Raw genomic sequence first — 16,903 nt, forward strand, 5'->3', positions numbered from 1 at the left:
ACATGTCCGGTCTTCTTCGTTCGCGTGGCGTATGGGTGGCCGCGTTGCTTGCCGTCGCGGCGGCCACGCTGCCGTGGTGGATGTCGGGCTATATTCTCGGCGTGCTCACGGTCGCGTATTACTTCGGCGTGTTCGCGATGTCGTGGGACCTGCTGTTCGGCTTTGCCGGCGAGGTCAATTTCGGTCCTACCTTCCTGATTGGTCTAGGCGCGTATTCAGCGGCGATCATCGACGCCCATTGGGGTTTGCCAATACCCGTTTGCGTGGTTGCGGGCGGCCTCGTCGCGCTGGTGGGCGGGCTGCTGCTCGCGGTGCCCGCGCTGCGGCTGCGCGGTCCGTACTTCGGTCTTGTCACGCTCGTGGCGGTGCTGCTGCTGCAGAACGCCATCGTGATTTTCGCGGGCGTGACGGGTGGCGAGATCGGCATGATGGTGCCCGACGTGATGTCCGTCGACGCCAGCCACAACTACTGGATCGCGCTGGCGTTTCTGGTGATATGCGCGATCCTGCTGTTCGGCCTCTCCCGCTCGGCAATCGGCCTCATCCTGCAGGCGAGCGGTCAGGACGCCACCGGCGCGCAGGCGCTGGGATTCAACGTGACGCGGCACAAGCTCGTGGCCTTTTGCGTCAGCGCGGTCTTTTCGGGCGTGGCGGGTGCGATGCTCGTGTTCTATCAAGGCACGGCTTCCGTGAGCACGGTGGTGGATTTGAGCGTAGGTGTGCAGATCATCATCGCAGCCGTGCTCGGCGGCCGACGCACGATACTCGGCGCGGTGCTCGGATCGATCTTCCTGATCGTGGCCGGAGAATTTCTGCGCCCGCTCGGCCAGCTCAACACGTTCGTCGTCGCGGCCGTCGCGCTCGCGGCGCTGCTGTTCTTTCCGGACGGCCTGCTCGGCAACTTGCTGCGTACGAGGGAACGCCAATGAACGACACGCCGCTGCTCTCAGTACGCGGGTTGACCAAGCGCTTTGGCGGTCTCGTCGCGGTGAAGGACATTGGCTTCGACATCCGGCCCGGCGAGATACTGGGCCTGATCGGACCCAACGGGTCCGGCAAGTCGACCGTGATGAAGCTCATCATGGGCATCGAGCGGCCCAACGCGGGCTCGGTCAGGGTGAACGGCGTGGAGATGGCCGGCTGGGCACCGCATCGCATCGCGCGCGCGGGCGTGGGCATCGTGTTCCAGCATTCACGGCCGCTGCATCGGCAAACAGTGCTGGAGCACATCAAGCTCGCGCTGCTTCCGGACTCGCTCGTCAAGCTCGCGGCGGAACCCCACGTGCATCAGCGCGCGCAGGAAATTGCCGCGCGCGTGGGTCTTGCCGCCGTCATGCATCGGCATCCCGCGACGCTGCCTTTCGCCGACCTGCGCCGCATGGAAATGGCGAAAGCGATTGCGCGCGATCCGAAGGTCGTGCTCGTCGATGAGCCCTTCGCAGGACTAACGGTTGCGGAGTCGGAGGCATTCTCCGAGCTGATACGCGGCTTTCGCGCGGAGGGCCGCGCCGTGCTGCTGGTCGATCACAACGTCAAGAGCCTCTCCGCGCTCGCCGACCGCGTGCTCGCCATGTACCTTGGCGAGCACATCGCCGAAGGCACGGCCGAAGAGGTGATGCAAAACGAAACGGTGCGCCGCGTGTATCTGGGCGGCAAGCTGGAATTGCGCCAGCGCTCGAGCGTCGCGGGCGCGGCGAAGCGCTCCATTCTCGAGGTCTCGGACGTGCGCGTGCTGTACGGCAAGGCATGCGCGCTCGACGGCGTGAGCCTCCACGTTCGCGAGGGCGAGTTCGTTTCGGTGGTCGGCCTCAACGGCGCGGGGAAGACAACCCTCTTCAACGCGCTCTCGGGCCTCCTTCCCTACCAAGGGACGATCCGCTTCGACGGGCGCGACCTGAAGGGCACGAGCGGGGCGGCCGTTTCGCGCGCGGGCCTTGTGCAATGCCCGGAAACGCGCGAGCTGTTCGGCGACATGACGGTGCGCGAGAATCTCGAACTTGGCGGCTATCATCTTGCGGGCGAAGTGCGCAACAGGCAGCTCGCCTGGCTCTTCGACCTCTTTCCCATTCTCAAGTCACGGCAGGGTCAAACCGCGCGCACGCTCTCAGGCGGCGAGCAGCAAATGCTGGCCATTGCGCGTGCGCTCATGCCCCAGCCCAGGCTCCTGATTCTCGACGAGCCGACGCTCGGGCTCGCGCCCCTGATCCTCGAACAGTTATCGAAGGCGCTGGATGCGCTGCAGCAGTCTACGCCCATTACCGTGCTCCTGGGCGAGCAGAACGTTCGCTTCGCCCTGCCGCACGCGGACCGCGTTTATGTGCTGGAGCATGCGCGCATCATCTGGGAGGGGAGCGCTTCGCGTTTCGAAGCGGAGATGGGTCGCGGTTTTCTCGAAGCGGTGCCCACGAGCGATCCCCATGCACTGACCTCGGGCGCTACGCGTTGAAGCCCACACACGGTGCCGCCTTCACGGCTGGACTTCAGCCTCAACTTCGGCCACCGCCTCGGTGTCCTGAGGTTCCACCACTTTCACGTCGTGCAGCCAGCGCGTGGCCTTGGCAATGGCGCGGGAGAGTCGCGCCACTTCGTTGAGCTGCTCGATCACGTCGTTCGCGAAGCGGAAAATGAACGCCGCGCCCTCGTTGCGCAACTGCAGCGAGGACATGATGTGTTGCCGCGCCGAGTCGGACTGCGCTTCGATTTCCGGCTTGGCGTTGACGATGCGCGTCACGACGTCCGCCTCGGGGTGCGCGATCGTCTGCACGGCGAGCGTGAAATGCTCGATCACGGACCTGGCGAATTGCACCAGCTCGGCGTTGCTCGTCAACACGCTCACGTCTGCGCTTTGCGCGGCACGCCTCTGGCTCAGCGCGAGCATGCTCGTCGTGGCCACGTCGCGGATGGCGTCGAGGCACGTCGCAATTCGCGCAAGATCCACCAGTTGCCGGCCTTCGTCGTCGCTGTGCACGGCATCGGAGAGCTTGCCGATATAGGTGAGAATGGCGGTGGCAAGCGAGTCCGCCGACTTGTCCTCGTTCGTCACCGCGGAGAGCGCCTGTGTGGAGCTTTCGACCAGGAGCGCGGCGCTATGCTCGACCAGAAGCTGCACGAGCTTGCCGAGCGAAGCCAGTTCGAGTTGCACGCGGGCAATGGCGAGCGCCGGCATTTCGACCAGCGTTTCATCGAGGTAACGCGGCACGCCGGGGTCCTGCCACGCTTCGCGACGCACCGGAGCCAGGCGTTCGGCGAGCTTCGCAATGGGCCCGGTGAACCAGATCAGCACGAAGGTGCTGAACACGCTGAACACCGTGTGCGCGTTGGCGGCCTGACGCGGTGTTTCCGCCGCGAGCCGCGCAGCGCCGCTCAGCTCGGGCGCGGAAGGCGAGATCGTGCGGATGAAATCGGCGAACTGTGGAATCGCAAAGGCGAAGAACAGCACGCCAAGCATGTTGAAGAGCAGGTGAACGATACCGACCTGCGCCGCTTCCGCCGACTTGCCGATCGAGGCGAGCAGCGCCGTCCCGCAGGTGCCCACATTGGCGCCGAGTATCAGCGCAATGCCCGATTCGAGCGGAATCAGCCCCTGGCTGCCGAGCGCGATGACGATCGCAAGCGTGGCCGCCGAGCTTTGCACGATGGCCGTGAACACGGCGCCGATCACGATGCCGACGAGGGGATTGCGCATGTCCTGCATCGCGTCGATGAACGGCTGGTAGTCGCGCAGGGGCCGCGTGGCGTTGCCCATCATCTCGATGCCGAGAAACAGCAAGCCGAGGCCGAGTAGCGCGCCGCCCAGCTCGCGCGGCGTTTCCCGTTTCGCAAAGCCGTAGAGCAGGAAGCCGCCGGCGAGCATGAACGGCACGAGTGCGGAGATATTGAACGCGATGATCTGCGCGGTGAGCGTCGAGCCGATATTGGCGCCCATGATCATCGGAATGGACTGCCGCAGCGTCATGAGCCGCGCGGAAACGAAGCCCACCAGTAGCACCGTGGTGATGGTCGACGAATTAAGCAGCGCCGTGATGCCCGCGCCCGCAAGCACGCCGCGAAAACGGTTGGCGGTGAGCGAACTCAGCAGCGATTGCAGGCGCGCACCGGCAATCGTCTTGAGCGCGCCCGTCATGAGGTCCAGCCCGAAGAGGAACAGGGCGAGACCGCCAACCAGCAAACCAGTCACCTCGACCAGATTCAGATGCGCACCAGGCATGGCAATGGGTCCTCGCTCTCGAGTCGGGACGAAACGATTCTACGCGTCATGGTACTGCCTCGTGGCCGCGCCGCGCGGCTGCGGGCTCACGGCACGCTTGAGCGCCGGGATCGAGCGAATGACGAGCTTCTCGATCTCCACCACGAGGAAGAACAGGATCGCGCCCGCCACGAGCCACAGCCAGGCCGGCATCGGCAGCGACTCGGTTTCGAATACGGCATGAAAGGGCAGCGTATAGGTGAACAGGATCTGCAGCACGACGACCGCGCCAATGCCGTACCAGAGATACGGGTTGCCCATGTGCGCGCGCACCGATAGCGCCGAATTGATCAGCGAGCGGCTGTTGAGCAGATAGAAGACCTGTCCCAGCGTGATGGCGTTGACGGCGGCCGTGCGCGCCATCGAGTCGGGCACGCCCTGCGACTTCATCCAGAAGAATGTCGCGAGCGTATAGAGCACAAGCGTGGCGCCGACAAAGAGAATGCGCCACACGCCGAATGGTGTGACGATAGGCCGGTCGATCGAACGCGGCGGGCGCTGCATCACGTCGTCCTCGTGCGGCTCGAAGGAAATGACGAGCCCGAGCGCGACAGAGGTGACCATGTTCACCCACAGCACCTGCGGCGCGGTGATCGGCAGCGTGAAGCCGAACAGGATCGCGATGGCAATCACCGCGCCCTGGGCGATATTCGTTGGCAGCATGAAGAGCATGGCCTTTTCGATGTTGTTGTAGACCGTGCGCCCTTCCTTCACCGCCGCGGAGATCGAGGCGAAATTGTCATCGGCGAGGATCATGCCCGCCGCTTCCTTCGTCACTTCCGTGCCTTTGATGCCCATTGCCACGCCGATATCGGCCTTCTTGAGCGCGGGCGCGTCGTTGACGCCATCGCCCGTCATGGCGACCACCTGGCGGTTGGCCTGGATCGCCTTCACGAGCCGCAGCTTGTGCTCGGGGCTCGCGCGCGCGAACACATCCACCTCGCGCACGCACTCCTGCAGCGCGGCGTCGTTCATCGCCTCGATCTCGGTGCCGGCCACGGCCGTCTTGCCGTCGCCGATGCCGAGCATGCCCGCGATCGCGGCGGCCGTGACCTTGTGGTCGCCCGTGATCATCGTCACGCGGATGCCGCCGGCGTGGCATTCGCGCACGGCGTCGATCGCCTCTTTGCGAGGCGGGTCCATGAGGCCCACGAGACCGAGCAACACGAGCGTCTTCGGCAGGTCCTGCGGGCCGAGGTTGCCCACTTCGAGGCCGGGGTTGGGCAGCCACGCCAACGCCAGGACGCGTTCGCCCTGCGAGGCGAGCCGCTCGCCTTCGTGCGCGAAGCGCTCGCGCTCCAGCGGCACGGGGCCGGTTGCCGTTTGCTGGCGGTCGCAGTTCTCGATGATCACTTCCGGCGCGCCCTTCACGAGCAGCATCTCGCCTTGCGCCGAACGATTCAGCGTGGCCATGAACTTGTGCTCGGACTCGAAGGGAATGGCGTCGATGCGGGACGCCGCCGCGGCTTCCGCGCCGCGGTCCATGCCGAGCTTGCCGGCGAACGGATAGAGCGCGCCCTCGGTCGGGTCGCCTTCCACCTTCCATTTGCCGTCTTCTTCGAAGAGCCCGGCGTCGTTGCACAGGATCGATACGCGGCCCATGAGCGTGAGGACTTCCGGCGGCGCGGCGCCGAGCGCCTGGCCAGCCGCGCGGACTTCGCCTTCAGGCGCATAGCCGTCGCCGGTCACTTCATAGGGCGCGTCCGCGGTCACGACGGAGGTCACCATCATTTCCATGAGGGTGAGCGTGCCGGTTTTGTCCGAGCAGATGCGCGAGACGGAGCCGAGCGTCTCCACGGCGGGCAGGCGGCGGATGATGGCGTTGCGCTTCGCCATGCGCTGCACGCCAATCGCGAGCGTGATGGTGATGAGCGCGGGCAGGCCCTCGGGGATCACCGACACCGCGATGCCCACCACCGCCTGGAACAACTGGATGAAGGTCATGTGGCCGAGCCAGTGACCCCATGCGAAAAGCAGCACGCTGAGGATACCGATCGCGATCGTAATGACGTATCCAAACTTCTTGATCTGGCGAAGGAGCGGCGTTTCCAGCGCGCTGACCTCGGCGAGCATCTGGTTGATGCGGCCAAGCTCCGTCTGGCTGCCCGTTGCGACGACGATGCCGGTTGCGCGGCCCGAGAGGACCATCGTGCCGGAAAACGCCATGTTTTCGCGGTCGCCCACGGTGGCTTGCGCCGGCACCGCGTCGGTGTTCTTCTCGGCAGGCACCGACTCGCCCGTGAGCGCCGCCTCTTCCGTGCGCAGGTTCCTCGCTTCGACGAGGCGGATGTCCGCGGGGATCTTGTCGCCCGATTCCAGCAGCACGATGTCGCCGGGCACGACCTCGTCGGCGGGGATCAGGCGCACCTCGCCGGCGCGCAGCACGCGCGCTTCCGCAGAAAGCATGTTGCGAATCGAGTCGAGCGCTTTCTCGGCGCGCCCTTCCTGCAGGAAACCCAGCAACGCGTTGAGGATGACCACCGCGAAGATGATCGAGGCGTCGAGCCACAGGCTCAGCATCAGCTTGATGAAGCCGGCCGCGAGCAGCACGTAGATGAGCACATTGTTGAACTGGGCAAGGAGCCGCACGAGGGGGCCGCTTTTCTTCCCCTGGGGCAGCACGTTCGGCCCATAGGTGGTAAGGCGCTGTGCGGCGTTCGCCACATCGAGCCCTTGCGACCGATTCACGCCCAGCTGGCGCTCGATTTCGTCGGCGGGCATGGCGTGCCATTGCGCTGCGCCCGCGCCTGTTGCCGCATTCTCGGCAGAACTCATCTTCGCCCCCTGGTTGCACAGAGATTCAACGCAATAGTATGTTTTTTTCGCAACCGGCACGCGCAACCTGGTGCGCGCAACTTTTGTTTGGAGCAGCCGCCGCGGTATGTATGGCAACATCTGCCTGCCACGACCCGCCCGAGTCATTCCATGCGCATCACGCCTCTGCCTCCGCTGCCCTGCCTCGTCGCGTTCGAAGCCGCCGTGCGACACGCCAGCTTCACGCGCGCGGCCGCCGAACTGCACCTCACACAAAGCGCGATCAGCCGCCAGATCCAGCAGCTCGAAGAATTTCTCGGCCGCTCGCTGTTCGTGCGCGAGCACCGTTCGCTGCGGCTCACGATAGCGGGCGAACAATATGCGACGCAGGTGCAACGGCTCCTCACGCAATGCGCCGAAGCCACGTTCGATGTGATGAAGCACTATGGCGAGCTCGAACTGACGATTGCTTGCTCGTCGGGCGTGGCGGTGCTGTGGCTCACGCCGCGCCTGCCGGCATTCCGCGAGACGTACCCCAACATCAAGCTGCGCCTGATCGTGCGCGACGGACTCGCCTCGATGTCGCCTGCGGAGTTCGACGTTGGCGTTTATTACGTGCGCCAGCAGGCGCCCGCGCATTTCACCGCGCGCCGCCTCTTCAACGAAGAGGTGTTTCCCGTTTGCTCGCCAGCTTATCTCGCGCACCGGGCGCTCGCGCCAGCCGATCTCGCGAACGAAACGCTGCTGCTCCTCGAGGACGGCCAGCGCCAATGGATGTCGTGGCCCGAATGGTTCGACCTGAACGGCGTGACGATGCCGAAGACGCCGCAGGGCATCACGATCAACCACTATCCGCAGCTCGTGCAGCTGGCCATTCTCGGCCAGGGCGTGGCGCTCGGCTGGCGCTACATGATCGACGCGTGCATCGAAGACGGTTTGCTCGTGCGCGTGGGCGAGAGTTCGGCGAGCCACGGTGGCGGCTATTACGTGATCTCGCCCAACGACCGCGCGCAGAACCAGGCGGCGCGTTTATTCACGCGCTGGCTGTTCGAGCAGGCGGAGGTGCAGACGGCGGCGTGACGGACCAGACGGCAGACCAGGCGCCTCGCATGCGCTCAGCGCATGCATGCATGCGAATCTTTCGTTTCAGAAAATAATCGGGCTGTCATTAGCATGAGGAGCATGTGGGGGCTCCGGGCGCGTAGTTGTCGGCGCGCAGCTACGATCAATCTGACAAGGAAGAGACCATGCAAGGAACGCTTTCACCTCGCGTCGCGCGTGACGCCGTCGCGACAACCGCGCAGCAGCGCCGCCGCGCGATCATCGCGACGGTATTGGGCAACGGCCTCGAGTGGTTCGATTTCACGGTGTACAGCTTCTTCGCTGTCATCATCGCGAAGCTGTTCTTTCCGACTGGCAACGAGCTGACTTCCGTGCTGCTCACGGTGGCGACCTTCGGCGTGGGCTTTTTCATGCGGCCCGTGGGCGGTATCGTGCTCGGCGTTTACGCCGACAAGGTGGGCCGCAAAGCAGCACTCTCGCTCACCATCTTGCTGATGGCCTTCGGCACCGCGCTCATCGGGCTCGCGCCCACCTACGAGCAAGCCGGCATCGCCGCGCCGCTGCTGATCGTGCTTGCGCGCCTGCTGCAGGGATTCTCCGCAGGCGGCGAAATGGGCGGCGCCACGGCGTTCCTCACCGAGTACGCGCCGCCGGGCAAGCGTGCCTACTATTCGAGCTGGATTCAGTCGAGTATCGGCTTTGCCGTGCTGCTGGGCGCGGCCACGGGCACCTTTGTGACCTCGTCGCTCGACTCGCAATCGCTGCATAGCTGGGGATGGCGCCTGCCGTTCCTGATCGGCATTCTCGTGGGCCCGGTGGGTTACTACATCCGCAGCCATATCGACGAAACGCCCGCGTTCAGCGCCGTGGAAGCGCAGGCGAAAGACCATTCGCCCCTCAAGGAAGTGTTCGAACGCTACCCGCGCGAGACTTTCGCGAGCTTTTCCATGGTCATTCTCTGGACGGTCTGCACCTACGTGCTGCTGTTCTACATGCCGACCTATTCGGTGCGCACGCTGCATCTGCCGCAGTCGACGGGCTTTTCCGCGGGTATGGTGGGCGGCCTGATGATCATGTGCTGCTCGCCTATAGTGGGCAAGCTGGCGGACGCGTGGGGCCGGCGCGTGTTCCTGAGCGGCGCCGCGTTCCTGATCCTCGTGCTGGCATGGCCCATGTTCACGTGGATCAACCGCGCTCCCGGCTTCGCCTCGCTCATCGTGTTTCAGGCTGTGTTCGGCGTGCTGATCGCCGCCTACACCGGGCCGATTCTCGCCGCGTTTTCGGAACTGTTCCCGACCAAGGTGCTCTCGACGGGCCTCTCGGTGGCCTACAACTTCGCGGTCACGATCTTCGGCGGCTTCGCGCCGTTCCTGATCACATGGCTCATCGCCCGCACGGGCAGCAACATGGCGCCCGCGCTCTACGTGATCGTTGCGGCCGCAATCAGCCTGGTCGGCACGTTCTTCGTGAAGGACATGCGGCGCGCGAACTGAACGACTCTATAAGGAATCCAGACAATGACCATCACTGTTCTCAAAGGCGGTAACGTACTCGATCTCGAACGTGGCGTGCTGCTCGAACATCATCACGTCGTAATTGAAGACGAGCGCATCGTGGAAGTGACGGATCGACCCATCGATCTGCCAAACGCGAACGTGGTGAACGTGCGCGGCAAGACAGTCATGCCGGGCTTTATCGACTGTCACGTGCACGTGCTCGCCTCGAACGCGAATCTCGGTGCGAACGCCATGCAGCCCAACATTCTCGCGGCCATCCGCTCGCTGCCGATTCTCGACGCGATGCTCTCGCGCGGCTTCACGAGCGTGCGCGACGCGGGCGGAGCCGACTGGAGCCTGATGCAGGCTGTGGAAACGGGCCTCGTGCGCGGGCCGCGCATTTTTCCCTCGGGCAAGGCGCTCTCGCAAACGGGCGGTCACGGCGATTTTCGCCCTCGCGGCGACTTGCTCGAACCGTGCTCGTGCTGCTTCCGCACGGGCGCGATTGCGCGCGTCGTGGATGGTGTGGACGCCGTGCGCCTCGCCGTGCGCGAGGAGATTCAGAAGGGTGCCACGCAGATCAAGATCATGGCGTCGGGCGGCGTGGCATCGCCTACGGACCCGATCAACAATACGCAGTACTCCGAAGATGAAATTAGCGCCATCGTGGCGGAAGCGCAAGCGGCGAACACCTATGTGATGGCGCATGCCTACACGGGCCGTGCGATTGCGCGCGCGGTGCGCTGCGGCGTGCGCACGATCGAGCACGGCAATCTCGTGGACGAAGCAGCGGCTCGGGTGATGCGTGAGTTCGGTGCATTCGTGGTGCCGACGCTCGTGACCTACGACGCGCTGGCGACGCATGGCGCGCAGTTCGGACTGCCGCCGGACTCGGTGGCGAAGGTGGCTTCGGTGCAGCAGAAGGGGCGCGAATCGCTGGAAATCTATGCGAAGGCCGGTGTGCAGATGGGCTTCGGCTCCGACCTGCTCGGAGAGATGCACGCGTTCCAGACTGGCGAGTTCCGCATTCGCGCGGAAGTGCTCGGCAATCTGGAGGCGTTGCGCTCGGCGACGAGCGTTGCTGCGGACATCGTGAATATGAAGGGCGAACTGGGCGTGATCGCGGCGGGTGCTTTTGCCGATGTGGTGGTGCTCGATGGGAATCCGCTTGACGATATTGGCGTCGTGGCCGGAGAGGGCGAGCGGATCGATTATGTGTTGCAGCGGGGGAAGATTGTGAAGGCGCGGGTGGAGGGGTGAAGCGGCGCCGGGCATGATTCACATTGCCGCGAAAGCGGGTCGATCTGGCGGAGCCTCGGGGCTGGTTCTGCCTTCCGGTAATCTCGTCGCTGAAGTCGGTATCGGCCCATGCATGGAAGTACGCAGCGAACGCTTCCCGGCATCTGGCGCGACGCGAATTTCTCGCCGACAACTGACGGTCGCACCGACCACCCGCGCCACATCGTCGAAGTCAGGCAATTGTTGCGTGTATGCGCGCCAGCACACACTTGGAACGTAGAAACGAGAATACTGTTTGTCTCCAAATCGGCCTTGCACAACGTTGGAAGCCGCAAACGTCGCAGATTGTTTGCAGAGAGGAGGAACTGTCACAGTTGCCTTGGCTCTCGCAATACCCTGGCGCCGTCGCGGACCCGCAATCCGGCGAGCCGCCCGTCACGTCCGTGGTGAACGTGTTGCGGCGGCAATTGTGAAACCAGCTAGTTAATTCGGGTTCCTTAGGCGGACGCGCCGCAAGCGGCGCCTTCATTCCCGTAACACCGGTGGACTGACGAAAATCCCTGACGTGGAGGAGGTTGAAAATGACTCCCAACGGCCCGCCGACAGGCGAACCAATCAACGTTGGTCAATTGCGCATCCGGTACCTGCTCGATGGAACGGCCACAGGCGGCATGGGTGTTTTCGAGCTGACCGTGCCGCCCAACTCTCCAGTCCCGCCGCCACATAGCCATAAACACAACGAAGAATGGATCTATCTTTTAGAGGGCGTGCTCCGGTGCTCGGTCGATGGAACAGTCCGAGACCTAACGCCGGGAGAGTGGGGGTTTAGCCCAAGGGGTTCGGTCCACCACTTCAGCAACCCACACACTGATACAGCACGCGCCCTGGTTGTCCTGACGCCCGACATCGGAGCACAGTATTTTCGTGATGTCGCAACAATCATCAATGCCGGTGGGCCGCCCGACCGCGAGAAGCTGCTCGGTGTAATGTCGAGGTACGGACTGATGCCTGCACAGCTTTCGTGAAATGTCCCCAGCGCAAAGCGCCCGTTCTTGCGGAAACGTTGAATCTTAGTCCTCCGTTTGGTCGGTCACGCAAGCCATGTTTTGATAGACGTGGCCATTGTCCCCGTCGAAATGCCGTAGCGGTCGTGCAGCGTTGGTAGGGCGCCTGCATCGAGAAACTCGTCGGGCAGGGCGATCTGCCGGAACGGCGGCGTCACGCCCGCGCTGAGCAGCGTGCGCGCCACGGCTTCGCCGAGCCCGCCAATCACCGTATGGTTTTCTGCGACGATCACCATGCGGCCGGTACGCTTCGCTTCGCGCAGGATCGTGGCGGTATCGAGCGGCTTGATGGTTGGCACGTGCAGCACGGCGACCCCGATGTTGTCCGCTTCCAGCGCCTTCGCGACCTCGAGCGAGCGCATCGTCATGATCCCGGACGAGATCAGCAGCACGTCGTTACCGTCGCGCAGCAGCTTCGCCTTGCCGAGTTCGAACTTGTAGTCGTATTCGTCGAGTACAGCAGGCACGTTGCCGCGCAACAGGCGCGCGTAGACGGGGCCTTTGTGTGCGGCGATAGCCGGCACCATCTGCTCGATATCGAGCGCGTCGCACGGATCGATCACTGTCATGTTCGGCATCGCGCGCATCAGCGCGAGATCTTCGGCGGCCTGGTGACTCGGGCCATAGCCTGTCGTGAGGCCCGGCAGTGCTGCCACAATCTTCACGTCGAGGTTGTCCTCTGCGATTGCCTGATGGATAAAGTCGTAGGCGCGGCGCGTGGCGAACACCGCATAGGTTGTCACGAACGGCTGCGCGCCTTCATGCGCAAAGCCTGCCGCGGCGCCCATCAGCAACTGTTCGGCCATGCCCATCTGGTAATAGCGTTCAGGGAATGCCTTCCCGAAGATGTGCAGGTCGGTGTATTTGCCGAGGTCCGCTGTCATGCCGATCACGTTGGACTTCGTGCGCGCGAGTTCGGCAAGCGCGTGGCCGAACGGCGCGGAACGCGTGATCTGCCCTTCTCCCGCGATCGACGCGATCATCGCCGATGTTTTCAGGCGCGGCTTTTTCTCAACGGTGCTCATGCTTTTCTCCCTGCTTCGAGTGCTTCGAGTGCTTCGAGCGCGAGTTGCCACTCATGCGCGTCGACGCGGACAAAGTGGTTCTTCTCGCGTTGTTCGAGGAACGGCACGCCGCAGCCCATCTTCGTATCGCACACGATGATGCGCGGTTGCGGCTTGTCGTGATTTCGGGCGTTATCGAAAGCCAGCTTCACAGCTTCGATGTCGTTGCCATTCACGCGCTGCGTGTACCAGCCAAATGCCTCGAGTTTCTCGACGAGCGGCTCGAACGCCATGATTTGCGTCGACGGGCCGTCCGCCTGCTGGTTGTTCACGTCGACCATGGCGATCAGGTTGTCGAGCTTCCAGTGTGCAGCAGACATGATGCCTTCCCAGATTGCGCCTTCGTCGAGTTCACCGTCGGAGAAGAGCGTGTAGACGAACGCGTTCGACCCCTTGCGTTTGAGCCCGAGGCTGCGGCCCACGGCAATCGTCAGGCCGTGGCCGAGCGAGCCACCTGACATTTCCATGCCGGGCGTATAGCTCGCCATGCCGGACATGGGCAGACGGCTATCATCGCTGCCATAGGTTTCGAGTTCGCCGGCGGGCAGGATGCCGGCTTCGAACAACGCCGCATACAGCGCAATCGCGTAGTGGCCATTCGACAAAAGGAAGCGGTCACGCTCTTCCCATTCGGGGTCCTGAGGGCGGTAACGCATGGCGCCGAAGTACGCCACGGCCAGTACGTCTGCGATGTCGAGCGCCTGGCCGATATAGCCCTGGCCCTGTACTTCGCCCATCAACAACGCGTTTCTCCTGATCCGGTACGCGCGCTCAGCGAGCGAGACGTCCCCGGTCTTGATTTCGGTGTCCATGTACTGCTCCTTTGATATCGAGAGAATCCTGAAAACGTCAGCGGTTGACGGACCTGGCCGGGACGAGGAACACGAGCGCGGCACCCAGCGTTACCGCCACGGAGATAAAGACGAGACCCGCGGTCGATTTGCCGGTCAGATCATTGAGCCAGCCGACGATGGCGGGTGAGAAGAATCCCGCCAGATTGGCGAAACAGTTGACAGCGGCGATACCCGCAGCGGCCGATACCCCGCCAAGCAGTGAAGTCGGCAGCGCCCAGAACTGCGAGGACGATGCGAGGATGCCGGCGGCAGCAACACTCAGGCAGACAATCGATGCCGCGACGCTGCCCAGCGCAGGCAAGGCTGCAAAACCTGCTGCTGCGATCAGCATCGGAATCGCAAGGTGGAAGCGGCGTTCGCGGCGGCGGTCCGCGCTCATGCCGATCAGCGGCAGCGCGATGAGGGCGCACAGGTAGGGAATCGCGGTGAAAATGCCGACCCACAGCGGGTCCGATACACCCGCTTTGCGCACGATGGTGGGTAGCCAGAAGGTCAGACCGTACTGGCCGAGCACGACGCAGAAGTAGATCGCGGCCATCAGCCACAGGCGCCGGTCGCCGATGAACGCCCTGATCGACAGGTGAGCCGTCTTGTGCGCATTGTCTCCAGCGACATTACGGGCGAGCAGCGCCTTTTCGGAGTCGGTGAGCCACTTTGCCTTCGCGATGCTGTCATCGAGGTACAGCAGGATCGCGATGCCGAGCACCAGCGATGGCACGGCTTCGAGCAGAAACAGCCACTTCCATCCCGCCATCGACATCGCGCCCTGGAGCGAATGCATGATCGCACCCGACAGAGGGCCGCCAATGATGCCCGCCAGCGGAATCGCCATGAAGAACAGCGACAATGCTTTTGCGCGGCGCGCGGAGGGAAACCAGTAGGTCAGGTACAGGATCACGCCTGGCGCAAACCCCGCTTCGGCCACGCCGAGCAAAAACCGCAACATGTAGAAGGCGGTTGGCGATTTGACGAACACGAAGCTCGCGGAGATAGCGGCCCACGTGAGCATGATCCGCGCAAGCCACCTGCGCGCACCGACCCTGTGAAGAATGAGATTGCTTGGGACTTCGAACAGAAAGTAGCCGAGAAAGAAGATGCCGGCGCCCACGCCGTAGACGGTCTCGCTGAAGCGCAGGTCGTTCAGCATCTGCAGTTTCGCGAAGCCCACGTTGACGCGATCGAGATACGCGCCCAGGTAGCACAGCATCAGAAAGGGAATCAATCGGCGGCTGACTTTCGAGTAGGTTTTGGCCTCGAATGTCGGCGAGTCGCCACGCGGGATCGCATCGCCCGGAACGGGCGGCGCGGTGTATCTGGATTTCATGTGTCTGTCTCCTGCCACGGCCCCGATTTGTCCCGGGTGCTTAGGAATGCCACGCAAGCGCGGCGTTGTCATCAGTGAATCAGCATGCCGCCATTCACGTCGAGTGTGATGCCAGTCAGGTAGGTCGAGAGGTTACTGACGAGAAAGAGGCATGCGTTCGCGACATCGGTTGCATCGCCAAGTCTCCCGAGGGGGATGCCCTTGATGATATCGGCGCGCATGTCGGGCGTCAGTTTGTCGCCCGTGATGTCTGTCTGGATGAGACCTGGCGTGATGGAATTGATACGGATGTGATTCGCGCCAAACTCGCGCGCCATGGCTTTGGCGAGCCCGAGCACGCCCGCTTTGGCGGCGCTGTAGTGCGGTCCGCCGAAGATGCCGCCGCCGCGTTGCGCGGAAACGGACGACATGCAGACGATGCTGCCGCCGTTTTGCTCCTTCATCGCGGGAATCACCGCCTGCGACATATACAGCGTGCCACGCAGATTCACGTCGACGATCGCGTCGAAATCCTTGCCGCTGATTTCAAGCGTGCGGACCGGCTGCGTGATGCCCGCATTGTTGATCAAGCCATCGATGCGGCCGTACCGTTCGAGCGTGACACGCGCAGCGGCTATGCAAGCGTCCTTGTCGGTGACATCGCAGGCGAGGCCGAGATGTTCAGGGCCGAGATCGGCGGCGGCAGCCTGCGCGTCTTCCCGGCGCAGGTCGAGGATCACGACACGCGCGCCCTGTGCGGCGAGCGCCTTTGCGGTCGCCTTGCCGATACCACGGGGCGATGCCGCGCCCGTCACCACGATAACCTTGTTCTCGAGCAGCATTGCTTGTCTCCTGAGTGTCGATTGGTGCCTGTAGTGTCGGCGGACAGGGCAGCGGCATCAACGCGGAAACGTTCAACAATGGCTGAGAAAAATTCAGATGGACGCCGCCTCCCGCTCGATCCACGCGAGGAACCGTTCGATACGCGGCAATTCGGCGTTTTGCATCGGGTAAACCAGATGATGCGCGCCGACTTCAACGGAATACGTCTCGTCGAAAACAGGCACCAGCAAACCATCGCGGATTTTCACCGACGCCAGCGTGAGGCTTTCGAGCGCGATGCCGAGGCCGAGCGCTGCTGTTTCGATCGACATGTACGAGCGGTCGAACGCAAAGTCGAAGGTCTTCTGTTTGGCGGATACACCCGTTCTGCCAAACCACTGTTTCCACTGGACGAGCGGCGTCTCCGAATAGATCAGACGATGCGCCAGCAGATCTTCCGGCGTCTTGACGGGATGGCGCTCCAGATAGGCGGGCGACGCAATCGGCGCAATGAACTCGCCACGCACCGTTTTCACTTCCAGATTGTCCCAGTTGCCGTAGCCATGCCGGATGTCGATATCGTAATAGCCGTTTGAAAACGAGACGTTTTCATACGAACACGCGAGATTGAGCTGGAGATCGCCGTTTGCTTCCTGAAACGAAGCGAGTCTCGGAAGCAGCCACATGAGTCCAAAGCTCGGGCTCGAATGTACGCGCAAGATGTCGACCTCGGTACGGCTCGATGCGCGCTCCGTCGCGCGGCTCAGATCGGCGAGTGACCCGGTCACGTCGGAAAGGTAGCGCTCGCCAGTTGGCGTCAACACGAGGCCGCGCCCTGACCGCTGGAACAACGGCTGGCCGATGATCGACTCGAGATTGCTGAGCTGATGGCTCACGGCCGACGCCGTCAGGCCCAGTTCTTCCGCCGCGCGATTGACGCTTTTGGTTCTGGCGACACTCTCGAACGCGATGATGGACTTAAGCGGTGGAATACGCATC

General features: G+C 63.4%; 13 protein-coding genes. 6 read left to right on the forward strand and 7 right to left on the reverse strand.

The window, feature by feature from the left end; genetic code table 11:
* Positions 1–2: 2 nt before the first annotated feature.
* On the forward strand, positions 3–929 hold the full coding sequence (locus JMY28_RS05035; RefSeq protein WP_201694800.1) for a branched-chain amino acid ABC transporter permease: 927 nt from the start codon (positions 3–5) through the stop codon (positions 927–929).
* On the forward strand, positions 926–2,446 hold the full coding sequence (locus tag JMY28_RS05040) for an ATP-binding cassette domain-containing protein (protein ID WP_201694801.1): 1,521 nt from the start codon (positions 926–928) through the stop codon (positions 2,444–2,446). Before JMY28_RS05035 ends, JMY28_RS05040 begins: the two co-directional genes overlap by 4 nt.
* A gap of 21 nt (positions 2,447–2,467) precedes the next feature.
* On the opposite strand, the gene JMY28_RS05045 is transcribed toward JMY28_RS05040, so the two are convergent.
* Both JMY28_RS05045 and JMY28_RS05050 read right to left on the reverse strand, forming a co-directional pair.
* Positions 2,468–4,207: a Na/Pi cotransporter family protein gene (locus tag JMY28_RS05045; protein WP_201694802.1), complete on the reverse strand. Its 1,740-nt coding sequence runs from the start codon at positions 4,205–4,207 to the stop codon at positions 2,468–2,470.
* A gap of 39 nt (positions 4,208–4,246) precedes the next feature.
* On the reverse strand, positions 4,247–7,021 hold the full coding sequence (locus JMY28_RS05050) for a cation-translocating P-type ATPase (RefSeq protein WP_201694803.1): 2,775 nt from the start codon (positions 7,019–7,021) through the stop codon (positions 4,247–4,249).
* Between the two features lie 150 nt (positions 7,022–7,171).
* Here JMY28_RS05050 and JMY28_RS05055 point away from each other — a divergent pair, with 150 nt between their 5' ends.
* The 4 genes from JMY28_RS05055 (at position 7,172) to JMY28_RS05070 (ending at position 11,822) form a co-directional block, all read left to right on the forward strand.
* Positions 7,172–8,080: a LysR substrate-binding domain-containing protein gene (locus JMY28_RS05055; protein ID WP_201694804.1), complete on the forward strand. Its 909-nt coding sequence runs from the start codon at positions 7,172–7,174 to the stop codon at positions 8,078–8,080.
* A 167-nt stretch (positions 8,081–8,247) separates the two neighbouring features.
* Complete coding sequence (locus JMY28_RS05060) at positions 8,248–9,555, forward strand: MFS transporter (protein ID WP_201694805.1); 1,308 nt, start codon at positions 8,248–8,250, stop codon at positions 9,553–9,555.
* A gap of 24 nt (positions 9,556–9,579) precedes the next feature.
* On the forward strand, positions 9,580–10,818 hold the full coding sequence (locus JMY28_RS05065; RefSeq protein ID WP_201694806.1) for a metal-dependent hydrolase family protein: 1,239 nt from the start codon (positions 9,580–9,582) through the stop codon (positions 10,816–10,818).
* A gap of 560 nt (positions 10,819–11,378) precedes the next feature.
* Entirely contained in the window at positions 11,379–11,822 is a 444-nt protein-coding gene (locus tag JMY28_RS05070) for a cupin domain-containing protein (RefSeq protein WP_201694807.1), read from the forward strand.
* 65 nt (positions 11,823–11,887) lie between these two features.
* Here the strand turns inward: JMY28_RS05070 and JMY28_RS05075 are convergent, their stop codons facing one another.
* From JMY28_RS05075 to JMY28_RS05095, 5 genes are all read right to left on the reverse strand, one after another.
* Positions 11,888–12,886, reverse strand: a complete 999-nt coding sequence (locus JMY28_RS05075) for a transketolase family protein (RefSeq protein WP_201694808.1) — start codon at positions 12,884–12,886, stop codon at positions 11,888–11,890.
* Positions 12,883–13,737: a transketolase gene (locus JMY28_RS05080; protein WP_201694809.1), complete on the reverse strand. Its 855-nt coding sequence runs from the start codon at positions 13,735–13,737 to the stop codon at positions 12,883–12,885. Before JMY28_RS05080 ends, JMY28_RS05075 begins: the two co-directional genes overlap by 4 nt.
* 37 nt (positions 13,738–13,774) lie before the next feature.
* Positions 13,775–15,103, reverse strand: coding sequence for an MFS transporter (locus JMY28_RS05085; protein WP_201694810.1), 1,329 nt, complete (start codon positions 15,101–15,103; stop codon positions 13,775–13,777).
* A 71-nt stretch (positions 15,104–15,174) separates the two neighbouring features.
* Complete coding sequence (locus JMY28_RS05090; RefSeq protein ID WP_201694811.1) at positions 15,175–15,924, reverse strand: SDR family NAD(P)-dependent oxidoreductase; 750 nt, start codon at positions 15,922–15,924, stop codon at positions 15,175–15,177.
* A 93-nt stretch (positions 15,925–16,017) separates the two neighbouring features.
* Positions 16,018–16,902 carry a LysR substrate-binding domain-containing protein gene (locus JMY28_RS05095; RefSeq protein ID WP_201694812.1) on the reverse strand — a complete coding sequence of 295 codons (885 nt, stop codon included), beginning with the start codon at positions 16,900–16,902 and terminating at the stop codon, positions 16,018–16,020.
* Position 16,903: the final 1 nt, after the last annotated feature.

It is taken from the genome of Paraburkholderia hiiakae (assembly GCF_904848665.1).
GTDB lineage: Bacteria > Pseudomonadota > Gammaproteobacteria > Burkholderiales > Burkholderiaceae > Paraburkholderia > Paraburkholderia hiiakae.